The organism is Flavivirga spongiicola, assembly GCF_030540825.1.
GTDB classification, from domain to species: Bacteria; Bacteroidota; Bacteroidia; order Flavobacteriales; family Flavobacteriaceae; genus Flavivirga; species Flavivirga spongiicola.
Genome location: NZ_JAUOEO010000002.1, coordinates 147,724 through 161,003 on the forward strand (window position 1 = coordinate 147,724; position 13,280 = coordinate 161,003).

General features: G+C 32.7%; 14 protein-coding genes and 1 other RNA gene. 11 read left to right on the top strand and 4 right to left on the bottom strand.

The genetic code is table 11. From position 1 onward, the window contains the following. The first annotated feature begins 110 nt into the window (after positions 1-110). The 4 genes from Q4Q47_RS20660 to rny all read left to right on the top strand — a co-directional run bounded on the left by Q4Q47_RS20660 (position 111) and on the right by rny (position 2,527). Positions 111-401 carry a hypothetical protein gene (locus Q4Q47_RS20660; RefSeq protein ID WP_303308633.1) on the top strand — a complete coding sequence of 97 codons (291 nt, stop codon included), beginning with the start codon at positions 111-113 and terminating at the stop codon, positions 399-401. 15 nt (positions 402-416) lie between these two features. Then, on the top strand, positions 417-710 hold the full coding sequence (locus Q4Q47_RS20665; RefSeq protein ID WP_303308634.1) for a cell division protein ZapA: 294 nt from the start codon (positions 417-419) through the stop codon (positions 708-710). A gap of 57 nt (positions 711-767) precedes the next feature. After that, a non-coding RNA gene (ssrS, locus tag Q4Q47_RS20670) (6S RNA) lies at positions 768-896 on the top strand. A gap of 56 nt (positions 897-952) precedes the next feature. After that, positions 953-2,527 carry a ribonuclease Y gene (gene rny, locus Q4Q47_RS20675; RefSeq protein ID WP_303308635.1) on the top strand — a complete coding sequence of 525 codons (1,575 nt, stop codon included), beginning with the start codon at positions 953-955 and terminating at the stop codon, positions 2,525-2,527. Positions 2,528-2,656: 129 nt separating this feature from the next. On the opposite strand, the gene xerD is transcribed toward rny, so the two are convergent. Beyond that, on the bottom strand, positions 2,657-3,553 hold the full coding sequence (gene xerD, locus Q4Q47_RS20680) for a site-specific tyrosine recombinase XerD (protein ID WP_303308636.1): 897 nt from the start codon (positions 3,551-3,553) through the stop codon (positions 2,657-2,659). Between the two features lie 585 nt (positions 3,554-4,138). Here xerD and Q4Q47_RS20685 point away from each other — a divergent pair. The 4 genes from Q4Q47_RS20685 (at position 4,139) to aroQ (ending at position 6,850) form a co-directional block, all read left to right on the top strand. Further along, entirely contained in the window at positions 4,139-4,651 is a 513-nt protein-coding gene (locus Q4Q47_RS20685; protein WP_303308637.1) for a porin family protein, read from the top strand. Positions 4,652-4,803: 152 nt separating this feature from the next. Further along, positions 4,804-5,334, top strand: coding sequence for a porin family protein (locus Q4Q47_RS20690; protein WP_303308638.1), 531 nt, complete (start codon positions 4,804-4,806; stop codon positions 5,332-5,334). A 168-nt stretch (positions 5,335-5,502) separates the two neighbouring features. Then, complete coding sequence (locus tag Q4Q47_RS20695) at positions 5,503-6,054, top strand: DUF3575 domain-containing protein (protein ID WP_303308639.1); 552 nt, start codon at positions 5,503-5,505, stop codon at positions 6,052-6,054. 382 nt (positions 6,055-6,436) lie between these two features. Beyond that, positions 6,437-6,850 carry a type II 3-dehydroquinate dehydratase gene (gene aroQ / locus Q4Q47_RS20700; RefSeq protein WP_303308640.1) on the top strand — a complete coding sequence of 138 codons (414 nt, stop codon included), beginning with the start codon at positions 6,437-6,439 and terminating at the stop codon, positions 6,848-6,850. Positions 6,851-7,025: 175 nt separating this feature from the next. Here aroQ and lpdA read toward each other — a convergent pair whose 3' ends face one another. Continuing rightward, entirely contained in the window at positions 7,026-8,402 is a 1,377-nt protein-coding gene (lpdA, locus tag Q4Q47_RS20705; protein ID WP_303308641.1) for a dihydrolipoyl dehydrogenase, read from the bottom strand. A gap of 196 nt (positions 8,403-8,598) precedes the next feature. On the opposite strand from lpdA, the gene Q4Q47_RS20710 reads away from it, so the two are divergent. Beyond that, the gene (locus Q4Q47_RS20710; protein ID WP_303308642.1) at positions 8,599-9,882 is read left to right on the top strand and encodes an NAD(P)/FAD-dependent oxidoreductase; all 1,284 of its coding nucleotides are present in this window, start codon (positions 8,599-8,601) and stop codon (positions 9,880-9,882) included. Positions 9,883-9,923: 41 nt separating this feature from the next. After that, positions 9,924-11,192 (top strand): redoxin domain-containing protein, encoded by a 1,269-nt coding sequence (locus Q4Q47_RS20715; RefSeq protein ID WP_303308643.1) that lies wholly within the window; start codon positions 9,924-9,926, stop codon positions 11,190-11,192. On the opposite strand, the gene Q4Q47_RS20720 is transcribed toward Q4Q47_RS20715, so the two are convergent. After that, positions 11,187-11,741 carry a DUF1572 family protein gene (locus Q4Q47_RS20720; protein ID WP_303308644.1) on the bottom strand — a complete coding sequence of 185 codons (555 nt, stop codon included), beginning with the start codon at positions 11,739-11,741 and terminating at the stop codon, positions 11,187-11,189. The two genes, Q4Q47_RS20715 and Q4Q47_RS20720, sit on opposite strands and share 6 nt — an antisense overlap. Before the next feature lie 65 nt (positions 11,742-11,806). Next, entirely contained in the window at positions 11,807-12,292 is a 486-nt protein-coding gene (msrB, locus tag Q4Q47_RS20725) for a peptide-methionine (R)-S-oxide reductase MsrB (RefSeq protein WP_303308645.1), read from the bottom strand. 163 nt (positions 12,293-12,455) lie between these two features. Here msrB and Q4Q47_RS20730 point away from each other — a divergent pair, with 163 nt between their 5' ends. Continuing rightward, positions 12,456-13,271 (top strand): M48 family metallopeptidase, encoded by an 816-nt coding sequence (locus tag Q4Q47_RS20730; RefSeq protein ID WP_303309172.1) that lies wholly within the window; start codon positions 12,456-12,458, stop codon positions 13,269-13,271. The last annotated feature ends 9 nt before the right edge of the window (positions 13,272-13,280 follow it).

Consider the following 13,280-nt stretch of genomic DNA (forward strand, 5'->3'; position numbering starts at 1 on the left):
ATTCTTCTGATTTATGAGTAATATCAATAGATTTTAAAATTTTATGAGAAAACAATTGTAATTTATGGACAGGTATGTTAACTTTGTGTTATAAGTATTGAAATTTGTAAATGAGTAATATTGAAGATATTGTAGATTCTTTAGAAAACAAAATTAGTAAAGTATTACACAAATTAGAGCTTTTAAAACTTGCTAATTCCAAATTAAACGAAGAATTGGAAGTTTCGAAAAAAGAAATTCAAAACCAAAAATTGCATATTGCAAGTTGGGAAGAGAAATTTGAGGCTTTAAAATTAGCAAATACAATACTTGGTAGTGACGATAATAAAAGAGAAACTAAGCTTAAAATAAACGCACTAATAAGAGAAATAGACTATTGTATTGCTCAACTCTCAGATTAGTGTAACATAAATTCAATGCCAGAAAAGCTTAAAATAAAGCTATCTATAGCTAATAGAGTATATCCTTTAACGATTGAAGCAAATCAAGAAGAAGGATTGCGTAAAGCGGCTAAGAACATTGAAGCGATGATAAAGCAATTTGAGCAAAGTTATTCTGTTAGAGATAAACAAGATGTATTGGCCATGTGCGCGTTACAATTTGCATCTCAAGTAGAACAGGATTCAATTAATAAAGATAATGTAAATGAGCATGTAGAAGATAAGCTAAATGCGCTTAATGATTTATTACATTCTTATTTGATCTCTTAAACGTTCTTTAAAATAAACTAAAAAGTTACTGCCTACATTGGTTATTTTTTTTGATAAACTCAACGTTAATTCTTTAAAAAGGGTGAGTTTAAGTTGTAAAAGCATGCTGCTAGTACTGATTTATTTTAGATACTTGAGCAGACCCTTGATCAGCTTGTTAGCCCTAAACTTGTTTTTAAGGGGTTTATACAAAACTTTATACCAGTGTAGGCTTTTTTATATACAAAAACTAACTAAATACAATGGACAACTCAATTATATATGCAGTAGGAGGTGTTATTTTAGGACTCATCATAGGTTTTATTATAACAAAGAGGCTTGAAAAAAATAATGCTTCTAAACTTGTAAAAGAAGCAAAGAAAAATGCAGATCTAATTCTAAAAGAGGCTAAAAGTGAAGGAGAAAGGCTTAAAAAAGATAAAATTCTTCAAGCCAAAGAAAAATTTATAGAGCTCAAGTCTGAGCATGAAAAAGTTATCTTATCTAGAGATAAGAAAATGGCCGAAGCCGAAAAACGTACACGTGATAAAGAATCGCAAATATCAAACGAACTTTCAAAAGGGAAAAAACTTAATGAAAGTTTAGACGGTAAAATAAAGGGCTATAATCATAGACTTGATGTTCTTGAAAAAAGACAAGAGGAACTTGATAAGCTTCATAAAAATCAAGTGCAACAATTAGAGGTCATTTCGAGCCTTTCTGCAGAAGAAGCTAAAGAACAATTAGTAGAGTCTTTAAAAGGTGAAGCTAAAAATGATGCCATGGCTTACATTCAAAGCTCTTTAGAAGAGGCTAAATTAACGGCAGAACAAGAAGCAAAAAAAGTTATTATAAATACCATACAACGTATAGGAACAGAAGAAGCTGTTGATAACTGTGTGTCTGTATTCAATATAGAATCGGATGATGTTAAAGGGCGTATTATTGGTAGAGAAGGTCGGAACATTCGTGCTATTGAAGCTGCAACAGGTGTTGAGATTATAGTTGACGATACACCAGAAGCTATTATACTATCATGCTTTGATTCTGTAAGAAGAGAAATTGCACGTTTGTCATTACATAAATTAGTCACTGACGGTAGAATTCACCCTGCACGTATTGAAGAGATTGTAAAGAAAACTCAAAAACAAATAGAACAAGAAATTATTGAAGTTGGAAAACGTACAGTAATTGATCTTGGGATACATAATTTGAACCCAGAGCTTATTAAGATGGTGGGACGTATGAAATACCGTTCCTCTTATGGCCAAAACTTGTTACAGCACTCACGTGAAGTTGCAAAACTTTGTGGTGTTATGGCAGCAGAATTAGGACTCAACCCAAAACTTGCTAAACGCGCTGGATTATTACATGATATCGGAAAAGTGCCAGATGCGGAAGCAGATATGGAAACACCACACGCTATTCTTGGGATGCAATGGGCTGAAAAATTTGGTGAAAAAGCAGATGTATGTAACGCTATTGGAGCGCATCATGATGAAATTGAAATGAAATCTTTATTAGCTCCAATTATACAAGTTTGTGATGCCATTTCTGGAGCGCGTCCTGGAGCACGTCGTCAAGTACTCGATAGTTATATTCAACGTTTAAAAGATTTAGAAGATATTGCTTTTGGTTTTACAGGAGTTAAAAAAGCTTATGCTATTCAAGCAGGTAGAGAATTGAGGGTTATTGTTGAAAGTGAAAAAGTAGATGATCAAAAAGCAGCAGATTTATCGTTCAGTATATCACAAAAGGTGCAAACAGATATGACCTATCCAGGTCAAGTTAAAGTAACTGTAATTAGAGAAACCAGAGCAGTTAATATTGCTAAGTAATGTATTCCTGTGAAAACAGGAATCTCATGAACAATACCTAAATAGATTATAATAGTACATTATATTTAAGAATAAAAAATCCAGCAGAAGCTGGGTTTTTTATTCTTGCCAACAGCTAACAGCCAACAACTATTTCCTAGGATGATACTTTTCTACCACCTCGGTTAAGTGACTTTTATCTAAATGTACATATATTTCGGTAGTGGTTATACTTTCATGGCCAAGCATTAATTGTATAGACCTGAGATCTGCATCATTTTGTAATAAATGAGTAGCAAACGAATGTCTGAAAGTATGTGGAGAGATATTTTTTTTGAGTCCGATTTTCTCTGCCAAACGCTTAATAATGGTAAAAATCATTGCTCTGGTAAGTTGTTTGCCTCTTCTGTTTAAAAAGAGTGTGTCTTCGTAGCCAGCTTGAATATTTAAATGATTTCGGATTTCTTTTCTATATATGTTAATATATTTTTGAGTGATATCTATAATTGGCACAAAGCGTTGTTTGTCACCTTTACCAGTAACTTTTATAAAGCCTTCATCAAAAAACAAATCAGAAATCTTAAGATTAATGAGCTCGCTGACTCGCAACCCACACCCATAAAGTGTTTCTAACATAGCACGATTGCGTTCTCCTTCAGGTTTACTTAAATCTATAGCATTTATAATAATATCAATTTCTTCTTCACTTAACGTATCAGGTAACTTTCTACCAATTTTTGGTGATTCAATAAGTTCTAAGGGGTTAGAAGTCATATAATCCTCAAAGATTAAATAGCTAAAAAAACTGCGTAAACCAGAAATTAAGCGCGATTGTGAACGAGCATTGACGCTTTTAGCTACTTCATATATAAACCCCTGAACTACTTCTTTAGTAATCGTAATTGGAGATTCACTGATCTCATGATTTTCTAAATAGTTAATTAGCTTTTTAACATCACGTGAATAGTTTTCTATGGAATTTTCTGATAGACCTCTCTCAATTTTTAGATACAATTTATAGTCTTTAAGTGCGTGCTCCCATTTCATATTTTGTAAAAATAAAGTAAATCTTTGGATTTCTACTTTTGTAAATTGAATAAAGAATTACATGCATTTTTGTTTAATCATATCATTATCAGTCTTTTTGATGGATGTTAAATAAATTTATTATTTTGTTGACAGTGTAAATTGTCAAAAACCATTTTAAAGCAATTATCAATGAAGGTATTCCTATTGGTAATGTTGGAGATTTGATCACTTTTGCAATAACTGTTGATTTGGGATATATATTAGAGATGTTTGATGTAGGTGTCTAAACAGGTCACACTAATTATTTTAATTTTAGATTAAATACTAATGAGTAATAAAGAAGGAACTAAACATTTCCTTTTTATTTTGTTTGCCTAAAAAAGCATATTTATAGATGATTTTTCTTTTTCTTATACCCGAATCATAGTAATTTCGTAAGTTTATTACTTCATAATTTGTAAAAATAAAAATACGCATATTCTTGTAAATCCGATAAAAAGCATATTAAATCGTCTAAACACTGTTTTTTTACAAATTTCTTTTTACGATAAATAAAAATGAGTTTTATTTGTCCCAATCAAAAATTAAAAACAATTTTATCTTATGAAGAAATTACTACTTTGTGCTGCTGTTGCAGTATTTGGATTATCAAGCATGAATGCTCAAGAAACAAAATTTGGTGTTAAAGCAGGTATTGATGCTGCATCACAAAAATTAAAAGGAGGAATAGTCAGTGTTACCGTTTCTGAGACGGGATTTTATGTAGGTGCTTTTGCTGAAATTGGAATTTCAGATGCTTTTAGTTTTCAACCAGAAGTTCTTTATGTTGCAGTAGACAATTTAGATCAAATAGCTATTCCACTTATGGCGAAATTTGGAGTCTCTGAAAAATTAGATGTACTTGCCGGACCAGCTTTAGGTATTTTACTTGATACTGCTGATGGAGTAAAGTCTTTTAATTACGGTATTGAAGCAGGAGCTGCTTATGATATTACTGAAGAACTATTTGTTGAAGCCAGATACAATATTGGTTTAGCTAATTTAATTGAAAATGCGCCTAGCGGAACTTCTACTAAATTAAGCGGATTTTTTGTTGGTTTAGGATATAGATTCTAATTAGAAAATAAACTATATATTATTTAAAGGAAGCCCTAAACGGCTTCCTTTTTTATGCTATAAATTATAGAAATAACTAAGTAATATAAAACTTAATTAAAATATCTACGTTAGTTATATTCAAATTAAAAATCAATTAAACCAAATTTATTATGAAAAGAACATTATTATGTACTGTTATTGTATTATTTGGGCTGTTAAACATAAATGCTCAAGAAATTCAATTTGGAGGAAAAGCAGGCGTAAGTTTTGCGTCATTAAAAGTTAAAAATCAAACGTTCAGTATAACAAATTCTGAAACCGGATTTTATGTAGGTGGGTTTGCAGAGATTGGAGTTTTTGATGGGCTTACTTTTAGACCTGAACTACTTTATATTGCAGTAGAAGACTTAAATCAGATAAGTATTCCACTTATGGTTAAATATGAAGTGTCTGATGTGTTTAATATACTTGCAGGCCCAAGTTTTGGTTACTTACTTGATGTTAATGATGGATTTAAGTCTTTTAATTACGGAATTGAAATAGGTGCTGCTTACGATATTTATATTAATAGGAGTGTGGATGGGCTATTTGTAGAAGCTAGATATAATTTTGGTTTAGCTAATTTAATTGAAGATGCACCTAGTGGAATTACCAGAAAATTAAGTAGTCTTTTTGTTGGTTTAGGATATAGGTTTAAATAGAACTTACTGCATATTGTTTATTAAGGAGCCAATAGGCTTCTTTTTTTTTAGGTTATAAATCTGGCAATCAATTGGTAAGAAAAAAACACTTAATATCTTATGTTTTATTTAACATTTGTGGCACCAATTTTGATTTCAACCTGCAAATCAATAAAACTAAAATCTATTATGAAAAAATTATTATTATGTGCTGCTATTGCAGTATTTACATTATCAAACGTTAATGCTCAGGAGAATGTAATCAAAGTGAACCCTTTAGCTGTTTTAGGAGGTACGGACCTGGTCTCTTATGAGAGAGTTTTAGGTGAACACACTTCTGGTATCATTAGTGCCGCTATTGGAGGTTTTAAACTTGGAGATATAAAATATTCTTCATTTGGAGCTGGGCTTCAGTACAGATATTATTTTGACGATGTACTTGATGGATGGTATGGAGGCGCTGTTGTTTCATATCAAAATGGTAAAACAGAAATTGAAGATGGTTTCTTTGGTGGTGGTTCTAATGATGAAGAGTTTGACTTTACTGCCATTGGTGGTGGTTTAAAAGTTGGACACCAATGGGTTTGGGATAGTGGATTCTCTTTAGATTTAAATATCGGAGCTAGTTATAAGTCATTTGACTATGATTTTACAGATGGTACATCAACATCAACACAAGATTTATTTAAAGCTAGTGGAACGTTACCAACTTTTGGGTTTGGTTTGGGTTATGCCTGGTAGTAAACAAAATGAGTATAAAAAACCGAAGCTTAATACTTCGGTTTTTTTATGCCCAATTTTTTAATCGAAAAGAATTCCCTGAGGCGGAGCCTCGAGCCTGCCTGCCGGCAAAGGCAGGGTTTCCGTAGAAATTGTCATTCCCGTCATGAATTCATTATTCTAAAATAGAAAGCAATGAATAAAACGGGAAATGCAAAGCATTCACGATTTTCTATTTAATGAAATAAAATGCATGAGTAATCTAAATAAAAGAATTTCGATTTTTTGACCAGAAAAATAAAAACCTGTGCTCAACTTGATTGGGTATAAAACAAGCGAAATACCTCTATAACCTTGCTTTGAGGATAGTTCGTTTCAAGAAATTTTTTATTATTTTTACTTCATGAAGAAATTGATAATAATTAACGGTCCAAATCTAAACTTGCTAGGAAAAAGAGAACCTAATATTTATGGAAGTTTATCATTTACTGAGTTTTTGGAACAAGTTAAACAAAAATATACTCATGTAGAGATTGATTATTTTCAATCTAATATTGAAGGAGAGCTCATTGATAAATTACATGAAGTTGGTTTTAACCATGATGGCATTATTTTAAATGCCGCTGCTTATACACATACATCTGTCGGCATTGGTGATGCGATTAAAGCCATAGACACTCCTGTGGTAGAAGTACACATCTCAAATACTTTTAATAGAGAAGAGTTTAGACATCAATCCTATATTTCTCCTAATGCCAGAGGCGTTATTCTTGGTTTTGGCTTACAAAGTTATGAATTAGCTATTCAGAGTTTTTAGAAAGCCCCACCTAGCCTCCCCGAAGGGGAGGAACGCTTACTCAAAACTATAATAATAAAAATGCGATTCTTAAATGTTTAAGAATCGCATTTTTATTATTTTACACTATAATTATAATCGTGCCCTATTCAACCGAGTGAAAGTTCCTCCCCCTTTGGGGAGGCTAGGTGGGGCATTATAAATGAATCACTTCATCATAAGCATCTGCAACCGCCTCCATAACAGCTTCACTCATAGTTGGGTGTGGATGTACTGCTTTTAACACTTCGTGCCCAGTAGTTTCTAGTTTTCTACCTAAAACAGCTTCGGCAATCATGTCGGTAACACCAGCGCCAATCATATGGCAACCTAGCCATTCTCCATATTTTGCATCAAAAATCACTTTTACAAAGCCATCTTTATTTCCACCTGCACTGGCTTTACCAGAAGCTGAGAATGGGAATTTTCCAACTTTAATATCTAAGCCTTTTTCTTTAGCTTGTTTCTCGGTTAAACCTACACTGGCAATTTCTGGTGAACAATAGGTACAACCAGGAATATTTCCATAATCTAAAGCCTCTACATGTTGTCCCGCTAATTTTTCAACACATAATATACCCTCAGCAGAAGCGACATGTGCCAAAGCTTGGCCAGGAGTCACATCACCAATGGCATAATAGCCTGGGATATTAGTTTGATAAAAATCGTTAACAATAATCTTGTCTCTATCTATAACGATACCTACATCTTCTAGTCCAATATTTTCAATATTTGATTTTATACCAACAGCAGATAGAATAATGTCAGCTTCAAGAACTTCTTCTCCTTTTTTAGTCTTTACCGTAGCTTTGACACCTTTTCCAGAAGTATCAACAGAAGTCACTTCGGCAGAAGTCATAATTTTTATACCACTTTTCTTAAACGAACGTTCTAATTGCTTAGAAACCTCCTCGTCTTCAACAGGTACTACATTAGGTAAATATTCAACAACGGTCACCTCAGTTCCCATAGAATTATAAAAATATGCAAACTCAACACCAATAGCACCAGAACCAACAACGATCATCTTCTTTGGCTGTTTTGGTAAACTCATAGCTTCTCTATAACCAATTACCTTTTTCCCGTCTTGTGGTAAACTTGGTAATTCGCGAGATCGAGCGCCTGTTGCAATAATTATATTATCAGCGCTATATTCTGTTCCGTCAACATCAACCTTTTTCCCAGGTTTAAGTTTTCCAAAACCATTAATAACGTCAATTTTATTTTTTTTCATTAAAAACTCAATACCCTTACTCATGCCATCTGCAACACCACGACTACGTTTTATAACGGCATCAAAATCTTTATCGAAATCTTTAACAGTAAGCCCATAATCTCCTGCATGCTTAAGATATTCAAATACCTGGGCAGATTTTAATAACGCTTTTGTTGGGATACAACCCCAATTTAAGCATATACCACCAAGATTTTCTTTTTCAATAATAGCAGTTTTAAAACCTAATTGTGACGCTCTAATAGCAGTAACATAGCCCCCTGGGCCGCTACCAAGAACAATAATATCGTATTTACTCATGTGTGATTTTTTAGGCTACAAATTTACAAAATCGAATTCGAATAAAGAATTTAGAAAGCTTTAAAATTTACATCTTTGTATTACCTTTGCATTACAAGCATTTATATACAAAATAAGCATAACCAATGTTTTAATAATGGCTTGGTTTTTTTATTACGAATTTGATAAAACTTATTAAAAGACTAAGAGTCTGCTTATGAACATAACAAGAACAAGTTTTCCTCGAATTGTTATTATTGGAGGTGGCTTTGCGGGGGTTGCTTTGGCTAAGAAATTGTCGAAGCAAGATCTTCAGGTCGTTTTATTAGATAAGAATAACTATCACACATTTCAGCCTTTATTATATCAGGTTTCTACTGGTGGACTGGAACCAGATTCTATAGCTTATCCAATTAGAAAAATATTGAAAGACTTCCCTAATTTTCATTTTAGATTGGCGGATGTTGAGGAAGTCGATCTTATAAAAAATAAGGTCATTACTAATATAGGAAAACTTAAGTTTGATTATTTAGTGGTAGCTTCTGGTTCTAAAACTAATTATTTTGGGAATACAGACATAGAAAAATATAGTATGGCCATGAAAACCATACCGCAATCTCTTAACTTGAGAAGTTTAATTCTAGAGAATTTTGAAGATGCTTTGCTAACTTCAGATTTAAACGAAAGAAATGCACTTATGAATTTTGTGATTGTGGGAGGTGGTCCTACAGGTGTTGAGTTAGCAGGTGCTTTGGCTGAAATAAAAAAAGGCATTTTACCAAAGGATTACCCAGATTTGGATACACGGTTAGCGCAAATTCATGTGGTTCAATCTGGCAATTGTATTTTAAAGGGCATGAGTGCCAATGCTTCACGAAAAGCTGAAGATTTTTTAGAGAAATTGGGGGTTAATGTTTGGAAGAATGTAAGGGTAAGTAACTATGATGGAAAAACTGTAACCACCAATACCGATTTAACTTTTGAAACTGCAACTTTAATTTGGGCAGCTGGTGTAAAAGGTGCTACTATAAAAGGGTTGGATGGCGAAAAGTTTGTAACTAGAGGCAATAGGTTTTTAGTCAATGAATTTAACCAATTAAAAGGATTCGATCATATTTTTGCCATCGGAGACGTGGCATGTATGATAAGTGATGAATACCCAATAGGCTTACCAATGATGGCACAACCTGCTATTCAACAAGGGGATCAGCTAGGGGAGAATATTCTACGATTCATTGAAAAACAGCCTATGAAACCATTCGCTTATAAAAATAAAGGTGTTATGGCAACCATAGGAAGAAATAAAGCAGTGGTAGATTTAAAGCGTTTTAAGTTTCAAGGTGTTTTTGCCTGGTATGTTTGGATGTTTGTCCACCTCTTTTTTCTGATAGGTTTTAGAAATAGGATGGTGGTTTTTATTAATTGGGTATATAATTATGTGCGATTTGATAGGGAAGCCCGTTTAATCATCAGACCTTTTAAGAAAAGGTCTAAAAATTAAACCTTAAAAACTGTTATATTTACTGAATAATCTTACCTATTATGATTTTTTATAAAAATTTCTTTGCTTTACTTTTTGTGCTTTCTTTTGAAATGCTTTTTGCTCAAAATGAAACTACCATTAAAACCTCAATATATGGAGAAGTAATCGATAGACCTAATAGCAAAAATTTATTATTAGTTAAAGCTTTTGATGATGCACGTCATGATAAAATAGCTACGATCCCTATCATAGATGGGGAATTTGAATACATCCTTAATTCTGATGAAATTTTAGCTTTTGAATTAATCTTTGAAGAAGAATTTTATAAAGGAGCAATGATGCCCATAACTTTTTTTTCTGAAAATGGTACCTTGAAATTGAAGCTTAACGATTCAGAAAAGTTTTTGGAGAATAAAATTGAAGGCGGAAAATTGAATCATAAATTAAATCATTTCAATACTACAATCAAGGAGGAATTTTATGATAAATATAAATCTATAGAAGAAGAGTATAAGGATATTCCAAGAGAGCAATTTTTTTCTGAAGCTTATCACGAAGTTATAACAAAGTTAAAAAACGCTAAAACTCAAGAAGAAAAAGTTCCAGTTTATAAAGAAATGGAAAGCTTACGAAAAAGCGGTTTAGATAAAAGCGAATTAGGCAAAGAGAAGTATGCAAAGGATAAAATATTATTTGATGCTTATTTGAAAGATAAATATGACTACATTATTAATAACCTTGATGAGGTATCATTTCACATGGTGATTGAAGATTTGATGGGGATTAAATATAATAATGTTGATGAAGCCTTAATAAGAAATGCTTTTAAGGTTTTAAAGGAAAAGTTTTCAAACCACTCTTACACTAAACTGGGAGTTAATCTACTACACGCTTTAAAAGGTTTAAAACCAGGTGGACAATATGTAAATTTTACCGCTACAGATGTTAATGGAAATACATTTGAATTTAAATCTGTTTTAGAAAAAAATAAAGTGGTGCTTCTAGATTTATGGGCTACATGGTGCGGACCATGTATTGCTAAAACACGATTAGTTAAACCCATTTACGAAAAATATAAAAATAAAGGCTTTACCATTTTAGGAGTAGCTGGTGAATTTAAAAGCTTAGATAGATATCATAAATTTATGAAAAAAGAGCAATGGGAATGGCAACAACTTATTGAGCTTGATAAACAAAATGGTATTTGGGAAAAATATAATGTTATGAATGGCGGCGGCGGGATGTTTCTTATCGCAGGTTCTGGTGAGGTATTAGCAGTTAACCCAAGTGCTGAAGAAGTCGATGCTATTTTGAAGAAACGTTTATAAATCATCTGTAAAATGACGCCTTCCTTTTTCTTTACTAAACTTTTTAGCATTGTATTTGGAAGAATCTCCTTTTGGAATGGATAAAGATTTCCAGTTTTTACCCTTTACCAGTTTTCCAAGAAAAACAATTTGACCAATATGATAGGAATAGTGCGCTAATTGTCTATTAATAGCTTCTGTAACCGTATGGCCTTGATTTCGAATATAGATAATACGTTCCAAGTCGGTTTCGGATAATGACGTAATAGCATCAAATAAACAGTTCCAACCTTTGTTCCAATCTTTAACAAGGACCTCTTTTGAAGTGTAAGTATCTTCAAATTCTAAATCGCGCTGTCTCCATTCTTTTTCACCATCTTCGGTTAAAAAATGAGTCCATCTGCTTAACATATTGCCAGTAAGATGCTTGACGATAATAGCAATTGAATTAGAGTCTTCTGCAAATTCTTTTTGAAGTTCTTCTATACTAAGTTGATTAAAAACTTTATCACCTAAACTTTTATAATATTCAAATTGTTTAATAATACTGGATAGATAGGATGTTTGCATGTTTTAAAAATACTCTATCTATTTTTAAAACCCAAATTTGCAATTTTTTTTAACAATTTTATGATTTATTCTTTAGGAATAAACTTTAAAGCCACACCGTTAATACAATGACGTTTCCCAGTAGTATTTATTGGTCCATCATTAAAAACATGCCCTAAATGACCACCACAAGTCGCACAATGTTCTTCATCACGCGAATACCCTAATTTATTATCTGAGCCAAAAGCTACATGACCTTTAATTTCTCTGTCAAAACTTGGCCAGCCCGTACCAGAATCAAATTTATGTTCACTTTTAAATAGAGGTGTATTGCATGCGGCGCATACATAAGTACCCGCTTTGTAATTTTTATTTAAAGGACTTGAAAAGGGGCGTTCTGTTCCAGCTTTTCTTAGTACATAATATTCCATTTTAGATAACTGTGCTTTCCATTCGCTGTCAGTTTTGGAAACTTTATAGGCTTTTTGCTCTGTTTTCTGTGCTGTTTTTTGAGCATTACCATTACAGTTATACAGCACAATCGTTAAACATAATAGGATTATCTTTTTCATATGGTTTGAGTTCTTTACTCTAAATATGTCGTATCTATTTAAGGGACATGACATTTCTGATTGAATATTTTTATTCTGTATAATGTGACCAATAAAAACCAATGGTGTCTAAAATATTAAGATACAAATTTTGTATTTTTATAAAAATTATAAACCTTATATGATGAAATTAAAAAAAGCACTTTTAGTATTTGGGATGGTAGTATTCATATTATCATGTGCTACAAATCCATTTACAGGTAAAAAGACTATGGCTTTGGTACCTAATTCTCAATTATTTCCAACAGCTTTTGCTCAATATGACCAGTTTTTAACAGAGAATAAAGTTGTTACTGGAACAAAAGATGCTGCGATGATAACCAGAGTAGGGCAGCGCATTGCCGTAGCTGCAGAACGTTGGTTAAATGCTAATGGATATCAAGGCTATTTAAAAGACTATAAATGGGAATATAATTTAGTTGATGATAAAACGGTTAATGCCTGGTGCATGCCTGGAGGTAAAATAGTATTTTATACAGGTATTTTACCTATAGCAAAAGGGGAAACAGGAGTGGCAGCTATTATGGGGCATGAGGTAGCACATGCACTGGCAAATCATGGACAACAACGTATGAGTGCTGCTTATGTACAACAAGGTCTGGCAGTTGCTGGAAATGTTGCTATTAAAGATGAAAAATCTAGGAATGCATTTAATCAATATTATGGTGTTGGAACGCAAGTAGGTGTGATGCTGCCTTTTAGTAGAAGTCATGAAACTGAAGCAGATAAAATTGGTTTGTACTTAATGGCGATTGCTGGTTATAACCCAGATGAAGCTTCAGAATTATGGAAGCGTATGAAGGCAAATAGTGGTGGAAAGGCACCACCAGAAATATTAAGTACACACCCATCAAACGATTCTCGTATTGCTAACCTTAAAGCATTAGCACCTACAGCTAAAGCGGAAGCTAAAAAGTTTGGGGTTACTTCGTTTAAATAATAATTTCGT